The organism is Nonomuraea sp. NPDC049709, from assembly GCF_040674815.1.
In the GTDB taxonomy this organism is placed as follows: Bacteria; Actinomycetota; Actinomycetes; order Streptosporangiales; family Streptosporangiaceae; genus Nonomuraea.
Map to the genome: position 1 here is coordinate 1 of NZ_JBFANM010000067.1, position 15,960 is coordinate 15,960.

The window sequence follows — 15,960 nt, forward strand, 5'->3', positions numbered from 1 at the left end:
ACCCCCGCCACACCAGCAGCCGCCTGCGCATGCCCGATATTCGACTTCACCGACCCCAGCCACACCGGACGATCAGCCGGACGCCCGCGCCCGTAGACGGCGGTGATGGCCTCGGCTTCGATGGGGTCGCCGAGCCGGGTGCCGGTGCCGTGGGCCTCGACCGCGTCGATGTCGGCGGCGGTGAGCCCGGCGTCGGCCAGGGCTCGCTGGATGACCTCCTGCTGGGCCTGCCCGCTGGGCGCGGTGAGGCCGTTGCTGGCGCCGTCCTGATTGACCGCGCCACCCTTGATCACGGCGAGGACGGGGTGGCCGTGGCGGCGGGCGTCGGAGAGCCGTTCGAGCAGCAGCACGCCCGCGCCCTCGGCCCATCCGGTGCCGTCGGCGGAGGCGGAGAACGCCTTGCACCGGCCGTCGGCGGACAGCCCGTTCTGCCTGCTGAACTCCACGAACATCCCCGGGCTGGACATCACGGTGACGCCGCCGGCCAGCGCCATGGAGCACTCCCCGCGCCGCAGCGACTGCGCCGCGAGCACGATCGAGACCAGCGAGGACGAGCAGGCCGTGTCCGTGGTGATGGCCGGTCCGCGCAGGCCCAGCGTGTACGAGATGCGCCCGGAGACGACGCTGAGCGCGGTGCCGGTGAGCAGGTGGCCGCCCGCGACGCCGGTGGCCTGGTGCAACCGGGGACCGTAGTCGGGGGCCATCGCGCCCACGAACACGCCGGTGGCCGAGCCGCGCAGCTGGGCGGGGTCGATCCCGGCCCGCTCCAGGGCCTCCCAGCAGACCTCCAGCAGCAGCCGCTGCTGCGGGTCCATGGCCGCCGCCTCGCGCGGGCTGATGCCGAAGAACGCGGCGTCGAACAGGTCGGCGTCGTAGACGAACCCGCCGTGCCTGGTGTCGCTGGTCCCCGTGCGGCCGGAGCCGTCGGCGAGGATCGCGTCGAGGTCCCACCCCCGGTTGGCGGGGAACTCGCCGATCGCGTCCGTGCCGCCGGCGACCAGCCGCCACAGGCCCTCCGGCGAGGTGACCTCTCCCGGGTACCGGCAGCCCATGCCGACCACCACGATCGGGTCGTCGTCCGATGCCGTGTCCGGGGCGGCGGGCGCCGCCGCGGTGTCGCCGCCGGTCAGCAGCGTGTGCAGGTGGGCGCTGAGCCGGTCGGGCGTCGGGTGGTCGTACAGCAGCCCGGTCGGCAGCCGCAGCCCGGTCGCCGTGCGCAGCCGGTCGCGCAGCTCGACGCCGGACGCCGACTCCAGCCCCAGGTCCTTGAACGTCCTGCCGGGCGCGACCTCCGCCGCATCGTCGTAGCCGAGCAGCCGCGCGGTGGTGGACAGCACCAGCTCGCGAAGCTCCTCCCTGGAACGCGGCGCGGCCGGCACGTCGGGCTCCACCTCGGCCGGGGCTGCCACCTGCGAGGGGCTCCTCCGTCCGGCGGTGAGCGGCGGGGTGTGGCTGCGGCGCTGGAACGGGTAGGTGGGCAGGTCGACGATCCGGGCCCCGTCCGTCTCGCAGAGGCCGGCCCAGTCCACCGGGGCTCCCCACGCGTACGCCTGGGCGAGCGAGCGCACCACCCGCTCGCGCCCGCCCTCGCCGCGGCGCAGCGTGCCGACCGCGGCCACGTCGTGCCCGGCCGCCTCGGCGGTCTCCTCCACCCCGGTCACCAGCACGGGGTGCGGGCTGCACTCGACGAACAGCTCGCAGCGCGCGTCGAGCGCCACCCGCACGGCCTGCGCGAAGCGTACGGGCCGGCGCAGGCTGCGGTACCAGTAGCCGGCGTCGAGACCGGCGGTGTCCATCGGCTCGCCGGTGAGGGTGGAGACGAACGTGGTGGCGCTGCTCACCGGCCTGATCGGGGCGAGCGCGGCCAGGACCTCGTCGCGTACCTGCTCGACCTCGGGCGAGTGGGAGGCGTAGCTGACCGGGATGATCTTGGTGGGGTGGTCGCCCAGCCGTGCCGCCAGCTCCGCCAGCGCCTCGCGCGGGCCGGAGACCACGACGGAGCGCGGCCCGTTGAAGGCGGCGACGGAGATGGGCGCGGCCAGGTCCGCGATGGCCCGCTCCACCAGGTCGAGGGGGGCGGCGACGGACATCATGCCGCCGCTGCCGGCGATGCCCGCGATGGCGCGGCTGCGCAGGGCCACGACCCTGGCGGCGTCGGACAGGGTCAGGGCGCCGATGACGGTGGCCGCGGCGATCTCGCCCTGGGAGTGGCCGACGACCACGCCGGGCTCGACGCCGTGGGCGCGCCACAGCTCGGCGAGACCGACCATGACCGCCCAGAGCGCGGGCTGGACGACGTCCACACGGTCCAGGCCGGGGGCGCCGGGGCGTTCGTGGAGCACGTCCAGGAGGGAGAAGTCGGTGAAGGGCGCGAGCGCGTCGGCGCACGCGGCCAGGCGCCCGGCGAACACCGGCGAGGCGGCCGCCAGGTCGCGGGCCATTCCCGGCCACTGCGACCCCTGCCCGGGGAAGACGAAGGCCCGTCCGCTGCCGCCGGTCTCGTGACCGGCACCGCCGCCGGGGGCGGTCCCGGTCACCAGTGCGTCGTGCGGCCGGCCCGCGGCCAGCGCGTCGAGTGCCGCCAGGCGCGTGTCACGGTCGCCGGCGAGGATCACCGCGCGCCGGTCGAGGGCGGCCCGGGTGCGCACCAGGCTCAGCGCCACGTCGCCCGGTTCCACCGCCGGATCGCCGGCCGGCGCGGAGAGCCGCGCGGCCTGCGCCCGCAACGCCCCTTCCGCCCGCGCCGACACCACCCACGGCGCCACCTCTCCCGGGTCGGCGACACGCGCCCAGGGCGCTGCCTGCCTGGAGCCGGGAACGAGGGCGGAGGACGCGGCCTGCGCGTGCGACGCCCCCTCCGGCACCGTCCGGGGGGTCTCCTCCACCGAGCCGGTGGCGAGGCCGGAGGGGGACGCCGGCGTGGGAGGCGCGGGGAGGTCCGTGGGGGGCGCGGTGAGGATGAGGTGGCAGTTGGTGCCCCCCATGCCGAAGGAGCTGACGCCGGCCACCGGCGACCCGTCGCCGTCCGGCCAGTCCCGCGGGCTGCGGACGACGCGCAGGCGCAGCTCCTCCAGCGGGATCTCCGGCGGTGGCGACTCGAAGTGCAGGCTGGGGGGCAGCTCGCGGTGCTTGAGCGCCAGGACCACCTTCAGCAGCCCCGCGATGCCCGCGGCGCCCTCCAGGTGGCCGATGTTGGTCTTGACCGAGCCCACCAGCAGCGGCTCGGTGCCGGGGCGGGCGGCGCCGTACGTGGCGCCGAGCGCCGCGGCCTCCACCGGATCGCCCACCTTGGTGCCGGTCCCGTGCAGCTCCACGTACTGGACCTGCGCGGGCGTCACCCCGGCCGTGGCGCAGGCGAGCGTGATGACCTCCTGCTGGGCCTTCCCGCTGGGCACGGTCAGCCCGTCGCCGCCGCCGTCGTTGTTGATCGCCCCGCCCAGGATCACCGCGTGCACCGGGTCGCCGTCCGCCAGCGCGTCCGGGAGCCGCTTGAGCACCACCAGCGCGCCGCCCTCGCCCCGCACGTAGCCGTTGGCCCGGCGGTCGAAGACGTGGCAGCGGCCGTCGGGCGACAGCGCGCCGAAGTTGCCGATGGCGGTGGTGGTCTCGGCCAGCAGGTTCAGGTTCACCCCGCCGGCCAGGGCGAGCTCGCTCTCGCCCCGGCGCAGGCTCTCGGCGGCCATCCAGACGGCCACGAGCGAGGACGACTGGCCGGTGTCGAGGGTCAGGCTGGGGCCGCGCAGGCCGAGGACGTACGAGACGCGGTTGGCGATCATGGCCCGGTTCGCGCCGGTGTAGGCGTGCCGGCCGAGGTCGCCGACCCCGAGCCGGTCCTGCAGCGCGGCGTAGTCGTTGGAGATGGAGCCCAGGAAGACCCCGGCGGCGCGCCCGCGCAGCGCCGTGGGCACCGCGCGCGCGTTCTCCAGCGCCTCCCAGGCCAGCTCGAGCGCCAGGCGCTGGTGCGGGTCCATGACCGCGGCCTCGTTGGGCGAGATGCCGAAGAAGGCCGCGTCGAACCCGTCGACGTCCTCCAGGAACCCCCCGCGCCGGTACGCGGCGCCGGCCGGCCGCCGCCCCTCGGGCGCGTCGGTGACCGCGTCCACGCCCTCGCGCAGCAGCCGCCAGAACCGCCCGGGATCGGCGGCCCGCGGCAGCCGGCAGGCCATGCCGACAACGGCGACGGCCACGGGGACATCGTTCACGGTCCGCTGTGTCGACTCGCCAGTCATCAAAGCGCCACCTCAGCCTCGGGGATCGTCGAATATGACGCCGACGGTTTTTCCGGACGACTGCGCAGAATTACTCGACAGCCGTGCGATTTCGCGGCTATGACTTAGTTGCTGCGACCATAAGGTTCTTTTCCGCCCCGGCACACGCCCCGCCCGCCGTCATATAGTTGCCACCTTTTGTGGCCACCGCCGACCACCGGCCGTGCCCTTGACCCGAGGCGTTCCGGTCCGCGATGAATGACGGACGGAGAAAGCTGCGGAGGGGGTCACATGTCCGTCGAGGCGCCGCTCAGCAACGGCCAGCTCTTCAGCTGGCGCGAAATCGAGCGCTATCCGGACGACTGGCTGGCGGAGGCCAACCTGCCGGTCACCTGGGACGCGCGCGGCCTCTCCGCGGGCCGGGTGACGGAGCTGCTGCGGCGGCTCATGGACCGGCACGAGGTGTTGCGCACCACCTACCACGTACGCGACGGCCGGCCGGTCCAGCACGTCCACGACGCGATGGCACCGCCGGTCGAACACGACGACGCCCGCGTGGTCACCGACCCCAACGAGTTCGAGCTGACCAAGGCGGAGCTGGTGGCGAAGCCGTTCTCCATGATCGGCGACCCCAACTGGCGCGGGCGGCTGGTCAGCTCGGAGGGCACGCCGCTCTACCTGTCGCTGACGTTCTCGCACCTGATCGTCGACCTGTGGTCCATCCACCACCTCCAGGACCAGTTCAAGGCGCTGGCGGCCGATCCCCGGGCGACGGCGGCCGTGGGCCCGCCGCCGCGCGAGCTGGCGCGCCGGCAGCGGGAGGAGTCCTGGCGGCCCCGCCAGGAGGGCTCGGAGCGCTACTGGCGGGCGGTGCTGGACAAGGGCCTGATGGACGGGCTGCCCACGCTGCCGGCCAAGGTCAAGCGCAACCGGCTGGAGCTGACGCTGCGCTCGCGGAGCCTGGGCGGCCTGGCGGCGGAGGCGGGGAAGCGGCACGGGGTGACCGCCCCGGCCGTGGTGATGGCGTTCGTGGCCGCGGGGCTGGCCCGCCACCTGGACACCGACCGGGTAACGATGAGCCTGATGTCCTCCAACCGGTTCGACCCGGAGGACCAGCACAACGTGGGCACGATGAACCAGCTCATCCCGTTCGTCACGGCCGTGGACCTGCGTGCCACGCTGGCCGACCACCTCAAGCGCCTGCACTGGGCCAGCGCCAAGGCCTACCGGCACTCCTGCTACGACTTCGACCGGATCGCCGCCCTGGCGGCCGAGCTGGGCGAGCGGCCGGAGCACGGCTGCTGGGTCAACCACCTGTTCCGCGCCTGGTTCAACTACATCCAGGTGGACCGCCGCCCCAGCGACCCCCACGACCCCAGCCCGGCCGAGCTGGCCTGGACCCCGGTGGCCCAGCAGTACGGTCAGGCGTTCCGGGTGCGGGTGGAGGTGCGCGGCGGGTGCACCAGCGTGCTGATGCTGGCCGACCCGGAGGTGCTGCCGGCCGAGGCGATGACCGACATCATGCGGACGCTCGTGGCCGGCGTGCGGCTGGCGGTGACCGACCCGCAGCACGCGCTGAAGGACCTGTGGAACGTGGGCGCCGCGATGCCGCCGTCGCTGTTCCCGCCCGAGTTGCCCGAGCCGCCGCGCTAGCGGCCGCCGTCGCCGCTCGGCGCCCGACCTGCCCGAGCCGCCGCTCACCCTTGTGGAGAGGCCATGGAACGCACCCTTTACCAGTGGTTCGCCGACTCCGCCGCCCGCCACGGCGAGCGGGTCGCGTTGGAGGTGGGCGGGGCCCGTCACTCCTACGCCGAGCTCGACGCGCTCTCCCGGCGGCTGGCCGCCGAGATCGTCGGCGCGTGCGGCGAGCCGCCGGCCCGCGTCGGCCTGTACGCGGCGCGCAGCGTCCTCGCCTACGCCGGTTACCTGGCGATCCAGCGGCTCGGCGCGACCGCCGTCCCGCTGAACCCCGCCGCGCCCGCCGCGCGCAACCGGGCGGTGGCCGGGGCCGCCGGGCTCGACCTCGTCCTGGCCGACGCCGCCCTGCGCCCGCCCGTGCTGCCCGCCGCCACGCTGTCGCTGCGCCTGGACCGGCTGGACGCCCCGCCGCGCGGCCTGCCCGACACGCTCCGGGCCGGGGTGGACGACCTGGCGTACCTCCTGTTCACCTCGGGCTCCACCGGCGTGCCGAAGGGCGTGCCGCTGCGCCACAGCAGCGTGGACGCGTACCTGACCCACGTGGTCCCCCGCTACGAGCTCGCCCCCGGCTGCCGCGTGTCGCAGACCTTCGACCTGACCTTCGACCTGTCGGTGTTCGACATGTTCGCCGCCTGGGGCGGCGGGGCCACGCTGGTCGTGCCGGGCCCGTACGACCTGCTCAAGCCGGTCGCCTTCGTCTCCCGCGAGCGGCTGACCCACTGGTTCAGCGTGCCGTCGGTGGTGTCGATGGCCATGCGGCTGCGCCGGCTGGCGCCCGGGGCGATGCCGTCGCTGCGCTGGAGCCTGTTCTGCGGGGAGCCGCTGACCGTGCGGCAGGCGGACGCGTGGCGGGTGGCCGCGCCGGGCAGCGTCCTGGAGAACCTGTACGGCCCGACGGAGCTGACCATCAGCTGCACCGAGTACCGCCTGCCGGCCGACCGGTCGCGCTGGCCGGAGCCGGCCAACGGGACGGTGCCGATCGGCCTGCCGTACCCGGGGGTGGAGCGGCTCGTGCTGGACGGTGCGGGCCGGCCCGCCGCCGAGGGCGAGCTGTGCCTGCGCGGCGTGCAGCGCTTCCCCGGCTACCACGACCCCGAGGTGAACGCGGGGCGCTTCGTGGCTTTCGACGGCGTACGGGCGACCCCGGCGGAGCCGGCGGGGTCCACGGTGGCGCCGGAGCTGTGGTACCGGACCGGGGACCGGGTGGCCTGGCGTGACGGGCTGCTGGTGCACCTGGGCCGGTTGGACCAGCAGGTCAAGATCTCGGGGCATCGGGTGGAGCTGGGCGAGGTCGAGGCCGCCCTGCGGGACCAGCCGGGCGTGCACGAGGCGGTCGTGCTGGCGGTGCCGGACGCGGACGGCGAGCCGGCGCTGGAGGCCGCCTGCACCGGCGTGGACCTGGATCCGGTGGCTCTGGTCAAGGGGGTCGCGGCGGTGCTGCCCGGTTACATGGTGCCGCGCTCGGTCACCCTGCTGGACGAGCTCCCCCTGAACGCCAACGGCAAGGTGGACCGCCGCGCCACGGCGGCGGCGCTGAACGGCTGACCGGCCGCGCGGCGCGATCGGCCGCGGGCCGGTGACAGGTGATCAGCAGTGGGCAGCGGTGGTCAGCGGAGTGGCGGCCACCACGAGGCCAGCGTCTGCCAGAGCGAGCCGACCGTGGCGAACGTCGCCTCGTTCAGCAGCTCGTCGGGCAGCTCGACCCCGTACGCGTTCTCGACGTCGACCAGCAGCCGCACGACCCCCATCGAGTCGAGCCCGAGCGCGCCCAGCTCGTCGTGAGCCGCCAGAGCCCCGGCATCCGCGTACGGCAGATGCGTCCGCAAAAGGCTCTGGAAACCATCCGGTATTTCCAGCATGGCGATGCCCCCATCTCACGGATTCATCACTTTGTGAGAAGAGGCTGCCGAAAATCCCGGGGCCCGGTCAAGAGCGGCCTGGCTGGCAGCTTGTCCCGCGCCGAACCGGCCATTGCGCACCCATTGCCCCGCGGCCGGGAAAGACCAATTCTCATTGTATTCGGGTGTTGCGTAATCCGTAGAGGTGAATGCCTGATGAAATCAGCGAGCCTGTGCTGGGGGCAGCGTTACATGTGGCTGCGCGTCCATCAGCTGCCGCCGGAGCACCAGCACGAGACGCACGTGGTGCTGCGCTTCCGGGTGCCCGACGGGCTCACGACCGCCCGCTGCCGGGCGCTGCTCACCCATCTCACCCGCCGGCACGAGGTCCTGCGGACGACGTACCATCTCGGACCCGAGCCCGAGCAGCGGGTCGATCCGCCGCGCGCGCTGCCGGTGACCGAGGTCTCCACGGAGCGGGACGGCACCGCCACCCCCGCGGACGTGATCGACGAGCTCACCCGGCGGCCGTTCGACCTGGCCGGCGAGTGGCCGATCCGCGCCTGCCTGATCACCACGGGAGGCGCCCCGAAGCAGTGCGTGCTGGTGCTCAACCACCTGGCCGTGGACGTCTGGACGCTGGGGGAGATCAAACGGGAGCTGCGGACGCAGTCTGCCGCCTCCGCCGCCCGCCGCCAGGTCGCGCTGGCCCCGGTCCGGCACCAGCCGTCCGACCTGGCCCGCCACGAGGCGTCCGCGGACGCGGCCATCGTGGCGGCGCGCGCCATGGCGCACTGGCAGGAGGAGGTGGCGCGGCTGCCCCTCGATCCGTTCGCGGGCCGGCGCGGGCCGGCGGAGGGGCCCGTGGCCAGACACGCGACGCTGATCTCGCCCGCGCTGCTGGCGGCCGGGCAGCGCATCGCGGGCAGGCACGGGGTGTGGCCGTCGCTGGTGCACCTGGCCGCGTACACGGCCATGATGGCGCTCTACACCGGCCAGGAGTCGGTGGGGTTCCTGTCGTTCGTCAGCAACCGGCAGACGCATCCGTACCCGGACGTGATGACCTGCATGTTCTCCCCGATGCTGGTCAGGGTGGACTGCTCCGGCGACCCGGGGTTCGGGGAGCTGCTGCGGCGGGTGTCGGAGAGCTTCGGGCGGGCCGGGGAGCACGCGTACGTGCCCTACGACAAGGTCGTCGAGATGGTGTCGCGCGAGGGGTCCGCACGTGGCGGGGAGGTGCGGCTGGGGTCGGAGGTCAACTTCATCAAGCAGCGCACCAAGGAGTACGGCGGCCGGCGCAGCGCCTTCACCTGGAACCCGGAGCCGGAGTCGTGGGCGCACTGCGGCCTGGACACGTACCTGCGCGTCGACCAGTGGTGTGACGCCGTCTCCCTGTCGCTCCACGCCATGTCCTCGGTCATGGACGCCGCCTCCGTCGAGCGGTTCCTGCGCGGCCTGGAGGCCCTGGTGCTCGCGCACGACGACCCCGCGGCCGACCTGCGGATCAGTGAGGCGGCCGGGCAGGCCGCGTTCGCGCCGCCCCGGCCCGCCGTCCGGAGCCGGGACGCTGCCGCGACCGGAGAGCCGCCGCCCGCGGCCGTACAGGCGCTGGCCGAGGCCGTGCGGGACGCGCACGGCCTGGCCCACATCGACCCTTCCCACAGCTACACGCTCGCCGGAGGCCAGGCCCTGCGCATCCCGCAGGTGCTGGCCGACCTGGGCAGGCGCGGCTGGGAGGGCCTGTCCCTCCAGCAGCTCGCCGGTCCCGCACCGTTGGCCGCGCTGGCGGGGCGGTTGGCCGCCCGCCGGCGGACACCGTCCAGCCAGATCCCTAGCAACTCGGAGTGAACGCATCATGAACCAAGCTCTTACCGGCCAGGTGGTCAAAAGCCGCCGGTTGGTCGCCTCGGAGCAGGAGCTGCGCCAGGCGATCTCCCGCGAACTGCCCGGCGGCGACCTCGGCGACCTGGTCATCATGGGTGGCCATTTCATGCTGTTCGAGGACCCCGCGTCCGGGCGGCTGACGCCCGGCGTCATCGAGGAGCACCAGGACGAGACCATGCGCCGCCGGATCGCCGGCCGCGTGGGCATCTTCCCCGGCTACACCTGGCGGATGTCGGTGGACCTGCTCCAGGAGTACGCCGAGACCGGCGCGGACGTCCGGCTGCTGCTGCTCATCAACGACTGGCAGTACGTGCCGAACGCCGGCCGCCCGGCGAGCGAGCTGCGCGCGGAGTTCCTGGCGAACCTCGCCGCGCTGCCCGCCTCCTACGAGAAGGCGCTGTGCGAGGCCGGGCTGACGCAGGAGAGCGTCCTGCCGAGCCGGAAGCACCCGCTCGCCTTCCCTGAGACCTGGCTGAAGTACCGCTTCCAGAAGGCCGCCGACCGGTTCGTCAAGCAGGGACGGCTGGAGAAGCGCTTCCTCGACTCGGGCTCCCGGGACACCGAGGTGGCCTTCCTGGACGCCGACGGCAACTACCGGACGCTGATCAGCTGCGGCATCACGGGGTGCGCCGGCGAGATCACCGAGATGGTCTCCGAGGTGTACCGCGCCGGGCACCGCAACCTGCTGATCTTCGCGCCCGGCGAGTGCCTGATGCCGGTGGAGACCGGCGTGGACATCGCGCTCAGCCTGTACGACCTGCCCGGCATGCGGGTGGTCGTCGCCGACCCCGGCGGCAGCGGCGAGATGTCCCAGGAGGAGATCTACGGCAACCTCGTCACCGTCAGCACGTTCCGGCGGTGACCCCGATGAAGGTCATCTACCTGGACGGCTGCGCCACCACGCGGGTGGACGACGAGGTGCTCGACGCCATGCTGCCGTTCCTGCGGGAGGAGTACGGCAACCCCTCCTCCCCGCACGTCATGGGCAAGCGGGCCAGACGGGCGGTGGACGCGGCCACCGAGTCCGCGGCCCGGCTGATCGGGGCCGACCCCGGCGAGATCGTGTTCACCTCGGGCGCGACCGAGAGCAACAACATCGCGCTGCTCGGCATGTTCGCCCACCACGACACCGCCCCGGTCAACGGCGTCTTCTGCCCGACCGACCACAAGTCCTCGCTGGCCGTGGGGCAGGCGCTGGCCGCCCGCGGCGTCGAGACCAGGACCATGCGGGTGCTGCCGAGCGGCCGGGTGGACCTGGACCACCTCGCCGGGCAGATCGACCTGAACACCCGGGTGGCCACGGCCGCGTGGGTCAACAGCGAGATCGGCGTCGTGCAGCCGGTGGCGGCGATGGCCGCGCTCTGCCACGCGGCCGGCGCCCTGCTGCACGTGGACGCCGCCCAGGCCGCCGGGCGCATCCCGATCGAGGTGCGGGAGGCGGAGGCCGACACCCTGTCGATCTCGGCCCACAAGATCCACGGCCCGAAGGGCGTCGGCGCCCTGTACGTACGGCAGGAGATCCGCCACCGGCTGCGGCCGGTGATGTACGGCGGCGGCCAGCACGCGCTGCGCAGCGGCACGATCCCCACCCACCTCGTGGTCGGGCTGGGCAAGGCGTGCGAGCTGGCCGCGGACCGGCTGGACGCCGAGTGGCGGCGGGTCCGCCGGCTGCGCGCCACGGCGCTGGACATCCTCAGGGCCGGGATCCCGGGCGTGCGGGTCAACGGGGACCCGGACGCGGGCGTGCCACACGTGCTGAGCGTGGTGCTGCCCGGCGTGCGCGGCGAGAGCCTGGTCTCCAGCCTGCGGTCGGTGGCCCTGTCGACCGGGTCGGCGTGCAACTCCGGCTCCCAGGAGCCCTCCTACGTGCTGACCGCCATCGGCGTCGACGCCGAGGACGCCAACTGCTCGGTCCGGATGTGCCTGGACCCCCGGATGCCGTTCGAGGACCTGGTGCTCGGCGTCGAGCTGGTCGTCGAGCGCGCCCGGGCCCTGGCCGGCGTGGCGGTCGCCACACCCGGCCAGGGCTGAGGCACCGGGGGTCAGCCGGTCTGGAGGAACTTCCTGGCCGCCTGGACCCCCGCCTGGAACCGGCTGGTCGCGTCGAGGTCCCGCATCATCGTGGCGATGTGCCGGCGGCAGCTCCGCACCGACATGCCCAGCTTCCTGGCCACCACCTCGTCGGTGTAGCCCTTGGCCATCAGGGCCGCGATGGACTGCTGGAGGTCGTCGGCCACGTCCGCGTAGCCGAACTCGATGCCCACCAGCGGGGTGGCCGTCTCCCACAGGTGGTTGAACAGGTCCAGGAAGAACTGGGCGATCCCCTGGTTGTGCACGCGGGCGACGTTGGCCTCGATGACGTCGGACTCACCGGGCTCCGCGTCGTCCACGCCGAACAGCACGACCAGCGACCGGTCGAAGACGATGGCCGACCTCGGCACGTGGCTGACGGTGTAGATCGCCGCGCCCGCGTCGGTCAGCCGCTTCATCCGCATCCGGGTGCCCACGTCGGCCCGGTTGCGGTGCTGGCAGATGATGCGCACGGTGACTCCCCTGGCCACCAGGGTCAGGAAGGTCTCCGCCAGGTCCTCGACCACACCGCCCGCCTGTAACACCAGCACCTCGTCGCGGCAGGCGTCGCCGGCCGTCTTCAGGAAGCCGCGCACCTCCATGGTCCCCACCAGGTACTCCACCGTGCTCGGGGCCGAGCCCCTGGCGTCGTCCGGCCGGACCTCGAACAGCCCGATCCGCTCGCGGATCTGGTCGATCAACTCCCTGCGCCGGTAGATCTCCCGCTCCACGGTGGACACGAGAGAGGCGGCGGCCAGCTCGGGATCGACCGGTACGTACCGCTCGCCCCCTTCCTCGTCCGGGCGCAGCAGGCGGCTCTCGACCAGATGCCGCACCGCCTCCATCAGCTCCCCCGTCCCGATCCCCAGATCCGCGGCCGCCACCTCGAACGCCTCTATGGCGCCCTTGCGCGCCGCATAGCGGTACACGTCCGTCACGTGGGCCCCGCCGGCCGGCGGCCTGCCCGTGAACGACGTCATCAACGTCATGGTCCTGCCTCCCCTTATTTCTTCCCGAACTGCTCCGCCACCGAGAGCACGTACTGGCCGTAGCCGGAATTACCGAGTGCGGCGCCGAGCCGGTGGCATTCCCCGGCGTCGATGTAGCCCATGCGCAGGGCTATCTCCTCCAGGCAGGCGATCCGGACGCCCTGCCGTTGCTCCAGGAGCTGGACGTACTGCCCGGCCTGCAGGAGGGACTCCGGCGTCCCCGCGTCGATCCAGGCGAAGCCACGGCCGAGATTGACCAGCTTCGCCTTGCCACGCTCCAGATAGGCCCGGTTGACGTCGCTGATCTCCAGCTCGCCACGGGCGGAGGGGCTGAGGTTCTTGGCGATGTCGACGGCCTCGCCGTCGTAGAGGTAGAGGCCGACGACGGCCTGGTTGGACCGGGGCGCGGCCGGCTTCTCCTCGATGGACAGCAGCCTGCCGGCGGCGTCGGCCTCGGCGATGCCGTACCGGTGGGGGTCGCTGACCGGGTAGCCGAACAGCACGCAGCCGTCCACGTCGCGGCACTCCTGCCGGAGCAGCTCCTGGAAGGAGTAGCCGTGGAAGACGTTGTCGCCGAGGATGAGCGCGACCGGGCCGCCGCCGATGTGCTCGGCCCCGATCACCAGCGCCTCGGCGATGCCGTTGGGTTCGGGCTGCTCGGCGTACGCGATGCGCAGGCCGAGGTGGGAGCCGTCGCCTAGGAGCCGGTGCAGCTGGGGCAGGTCCTCCGGCGTGGTGATCAGCAGGATGTCCCTGATGCCCGCCAGCATCAGCACCGACAGCGGGAAGTACACCAGCGGCTTGTCGTTGACCGGCAGGAGTTGCTTGGAGACCGCCAGCGTGGTGGGCAGCAGCCGGGTGCCCCTCCCTCCGGCGAGCAGGATGCCCTTCATCGCGACCCGTCCTTTCTAGATGCCGGTCAGTGCACGGCGGCTGAACAGGGCCAGCGCGGCACCCAGCAGCAGCGCGGCCATCCCGGCCAGCACGGCGACCTGGGGCAGCACGGCGGTGAGGCCGGTGCCGGGCTGGGCGAGGGTCAGCAGCGCGTCCATCCCCCAGGCGTGCGGGAAGAGGTGGCCGATGGCGTTGATCACCTCGCCCGACGACTCGCGCGGCCACAGGCAGCCGCCGAGCATGCCGAGGACCACGCCGAGCGGGGGGCCGATCGCGGGGGCCTGGTCGGGCGAGCGCAGCAGGGTGCCGACCAGGAGCGCCGCGCCCGTGGCCACCAGCGAGAACGCGACCACGACGGCCGCCACGCCGAGCGGGTCGCCCCACGAGATGCCGAACGCCAGCGCGCTGACCACGACGATCAGCACGGCCTGGGCGAGCGCCACGATGAACCGGCTCAGCGCCTCGCCGAGCAGCACCGACCGGCGCCGGACGGGGGCGGTGAGCGCGCGCTGGATCATGCCGAGCCGGCGGCTCTCGACCAGGGCCGCGGCCACGGCCATGGAGTTGATGAAGGTGAACAGCAGCAGGTTGGCCGGGGCCGTGTAGGCGAAGCCGCGCGGGTCGGCGGAGGTGGCGGCGCGGTCCGGGGCGGCGCGGTCCGGGGCGGCGCGGTCCGGGGCGGCGCCGCTCACGGCGACCCGGCCCGACTCCGCCTGCGCCTGCCGGACGTACGCGGCGGCCCGGTCCGGGGTGGCGCCGGCCGCCATGGCCGCCCTGGTGGCCTCCTGGACGGCGGCCACCCTGCCCACCGCGACGTCGATGGCGCTGCGGGCGGCCAGGCCGCTGCCGTTGGTCTGGGTCACGACGAGTTCGAGGCGGGCGGGGTCCCGCGGGATCACCAGCCCGGCGGCCAGCGAGCCCGCGCGCACGCCGGAGCGCAGCTCCGCCGCCGAACCCGCCACGCTGATCTCCAGGTCGGGGCGGCCGCGCAGCTCGGCCAGCAGGGCGGTGGTGACGGGGTCGGAGCCGTGGGCGACCACGCCGACGGGCAGCCGGTCCGTACCGCCCCCGATGGCCATCCCGACGAAGACGATGGACACGAACGGCATGACCACCATGAAGAACAGGCCGACCCGGTCGCGGGCGTGCCGCCGCAGGTTGGCGGACACCAGCGCCAGGACGGGCCGGGGGCTCGCGGTCACAGCAGCATTCCCTTCTTCAGCCCGATCACGGCCAGGACGCCCGCGACCAGCGCGATCGCGCACAGGACGGCGACGGGCCCGGCCACGGCGGCCGGCCCCGAGCCGGAGCCGGCCAGCTCGGTGAGCGCCCGGGACGTCCACCCGTTCGGGGTGAGCAGGGCGGCGCCCTGCAGCACGCCGGGGAGGTTGTGCGTCGGCACGAGGCTGCCCCCGAGGAAGGCCATCACGAACGAGACCACCATGAGCACGCCGTCGGCCTGCGCGTCGGTCCTGACCCGGCTGGCCACCAGCATGGTGATCGCCGCGGCGGCCAGCACGTGCGCCAGCAGCACCACGAACACGGCCGCCGGATCGCCCCAGGTCGCGCCGGAGACGAGCACCGAGGCCGCCCAGGTGACGCAGACGCTGACCAGGGCCAGGGTGAATCCCACGGCGGCCTTGCCGGCGAACGGCACCCACACGGCCAGCGGCCCGGCGCGCATCCGGTCGAGCGTGCCGAGCTTGCGCTCGGTGAGCAGGCCGCGGAAGGAGGCTCCGACCACGAAGAAGGCGAACAGCGCCGCCATGCCGGAGCCGTAGTAGACCGACAGGTCCACCTTGCCGCCGGACAGCGGGTCGCCGGCCAGGGTCAGGGCGGGTCCGGCGGCGCCGTTGCGCTCCACCAGCTCCTTGACCTCGTCGCCGGGCACTCCGGCCAGCAGTGCGGCGCGTACCGCGAGCGTCCTGGCGTCCACCAGGGCGGAGATGCGGTCGACGATGGCGCCGGCCACCACGCCGGCCAGGGGCGACTTCGGAGAGGTCAGGACGGCCACGTCGCCGCCCTCCCCGGCGCCCACGCTCCGGCTGAACCCGGCGGGGAAGACGATGGCCGAGCCGATCTCGTCGGCGTCCAGGGCCTGCTGCGCCTGCTGCCGGCCGGGCAGGTCGCGCAGGGTCACGCTGCCCCGCAGCTCCTCCGAGGCCAGCACCTCGCGGCGTACGCTCGCGGGGAACTCGCCGCCGTCCAGGTCCACGAACCCCACCGTCGCCCGCAGCGGCGGGTCGTCTCCGCCGAGGACCAGGCTGAACAGCGTGGCCAGGGTCACCGGGACGATCAGCGCGATGACCAGGGCGGTGCCGTCGCGCAGCCGGGTGCGGAGTTCCAGCGCGCTCACCGCGACGAGTGCTCTCCACATGG

General features: G+C 73.8%; 11 protein-coding genes. 5 read left to right on the top strand and 6 right to left on the bottom strand.

Annotated elements, in window-relative coordinates; genetic code table 11:
• Window positions 1-4,166, bottom strand: a 4,166-nt coding sequence (locus AB0J69_RS45820; RefSeq protein ID WP_364131917.1) for a beta-ketoacyl synthase N-terminal-like domain-containing protein, incomplete at its 3' end; no start/stop codon positions are given.
• 333 nt (window positions 4,167-4,499) lie between these two features.
• Between AB0J69_RS45820 and AB0J69_RS45825 the strand changes: the two genes are divergently transcribed.
• Window positions 4,500-5,861, top strand: coding sequence for a condensation domain-containing protein (locus tag AB0J69_RS45825; RefSeq protein WP_364131836.1), 1,362 nt, complete (start codon window positions 4,500-4,502; stop codon window positions 5,859-5,861).
• 63 nt (window positions 5,862-5,924) lie between these two features.
• Complete coding sequence (locus AB0J69_RS45830; RefSeq protein ID WP_364131838.1) at window positions 5,925-7,451, top strand: amino acid adenylation domain-containing protein; 1,527 nt, start codon at window positions 5,925-5,927, stop codon at window positions 7,449-7,451.
• Window positions 7,452-7,513: 62 nt separating this feature from the next.
• On the opposite strand, the gene AB0J69_RS45835 is transcribed toward AB0J69_RS45830, so the two are convergent.
• Window positions 7,514-7,765, bottom strand: a complete 252-nt coding sequence (locus AB0J69_RS45835) for a phosphopantetheine-binding protein (protein ID WP_364131840.1) — start codon at window positions 7,763-7,765, stop codon at window positions 7,514-7,516.
• Window positions 7,766-7,960: 195 nt separating this feature from the next.
• On the opposite strand from AB0J69_RS45835, the gene AB0J69_RS45840 reads away from it, so the two are divergent.
• Genes AB0J69_RS45840 through AB0J69_RS45850 form a run of 3 tightly spaced genes read left to right on the top strand, consistent with a single transcriptional unit; the run spans window position 7,961 to window position 11,659 of the window.
• Window positions 7,961-9,592, top strand: a complete 1,632-nt coding sequence (locus AB0J69_RS45840; protein ID WP_364131841.1) for a condensation domain-containing protein — start codon at window positions 7,961-7,963, stop codon at window positions 9,590-9,592.
• A gap of 7 nt (window positions 9,593-9,599) precedes the next feature.
• On the top strand, window positions 9,600-10,490 hold the full coding sequence (locus AB0J69_RS45845) for a hypothetical protein (protein ID WP_364131843.1): 891 nt from the start codon (window positions 9,600-9,602) through the stop codon (window positions 10,488-10,490).
• Window positions 10,491-10,495: 5 nt separating this feature from the next.
• Window positions 10,496-11,659 carry a cysteine desulfurase family protein gene (locus AB0J69_RS45850; RefSeq protein WP_364131919.1) on the top strand — a complete coding sequence of 388 codons (1,164 nt, stop codon included), beginning with the start codon at window positions 10,496-10,498 and terminating at the stop codon, window positions 11,657-11,659.
• Window positions 11,660-11,670: 11 nt separating this feature from the next.
• Here AB0J69_RS45850 and AB0J69_RS45855 read toward each other — a convergent pair whose 3' ends face one another.
• The 4 genes from AB0J69_RS45855 to AB0J69_RS45870 are packed head-to-tail and all read right to left on the bottom strand — an operon-like array spanning window position 11,671 to window position 15,958.
• On the bottom strand, window positions 11,671-12,687 hold the full coding sequence (locus tag AB0J69_RS45855) for a hypothetical protein (protein WP_364131845.1): 1,017 nt from the start codon (window positions 12,685-12,687) through the stop codon (window positions 11,671-11,673).
• A 14-nt stretch (window positions 12,688-12,701) separates the two neighbouring features.
• Entirely contained in the window at window positions 12,702-13,580 is an 879-nt protein-coding gene (gene rfbA / locus AB0J69_RS45860; protein ID WP_364131847.1) for a glucose-1-phosphate thymidylyltransferase RfbA, read from the bottom strand.
• A 15-nt stretch (window positions 13,581-13,595) separates the two neighbouring features.
• Window positions 13,596-14,783 carry an ABC transporter permease gene (locus AB0J69_RS45865; protein ID WP_364131849.1) on the bottom strand — a complete coding sequence of 396 codons (1,188 nt, stop codon included), beginning with the start codon at window positions 14,781-14,783 and terminating at the stop codon, window positions 13,596-13,598.
• Window positions 14,780-15,958, bottom strand: coding sequence for an ABC transporter permease (locus AB0J69_RS45870; protein WP_364131850.1), 1,179 nt, complete (start codon window positions 15,956-15,958; stop codon window positions 14,780-14,782). Before AB0J69_RS45870 ends, AB0J69_RS45865 begins: the two co-directional genes overlap by 4 nt.
• Between the last annotated feature and the right edge of the window lie 2 nt (window positions 15,959-15,960).

Bases quoted from the DNA above. Each gene is read 5' to 3' on its own strand.
- AB0J69_RS45870 (WP_364131850.1), bottom strand. From the start codon at position 15,958: ATGTGGAGAGCACTCGTCGCGGTGAGCGCGCTGGAACTCCGCACCCGG.
- AB0J69_RS45830 (WP_364131838.1), top strand. From the start codon at position 5,925: ATGGAACGCACCCTTTACCAGTGGTTCGCCGACTCCGCCGCCCGCCAC.
- AB0J69_RS45850 (WP_364131919.1), top strand. From the start codon at position 10,496: ATGAAGGTCATCTACCTGGACGGCTGCGCCACCACGCGGGTGGACGAC.
- AB0J69_RS45840 (WP_364131841.1), top strand. From the start codon at position 7,961: ATGAAATCAGCGAGCCTGTGCTGGGGGCAGCGTTACATGTGGCTGCGC.
- AB0J69_RS45855 (WP_364131845.1), bottom strand. From the start codon at position 12,687: ATGACGTTGATGACGTCGTTCACGGGCAGGCCGCCGGCCGGCGGGGCC.
- AB0J69_RS45835 (WP_364131840.1), bottom strand. From the start codon at position 7,765: ATGCTGGAAATACCGGATGGTTTCCAGAGCCTTTTGCGGACGCATCTG.
- rfbA (WP_364131847.1), bottom strand. From the start codon at position 13,580: ATGAAGGGCATCCTGCTCGCCGGAGGGAGGGGCACCCGGCTGCTGCCC.
- AB0J69_RS45845 (WP_364131843.1), top strand. From the start codon at position 9,600: ATGAACCAAGCTCTTACCGGCCAGGTGGTCAAAAGCCGCCGGTTGGTC.
- AB0J69_RS45825 (WP_364131836.1), top strand. From the start codon at position 4,500: ATGTCCGTCGAGGCGCCGCTCAGCAACGGCCAGCTCTTCAGCTGGCGC.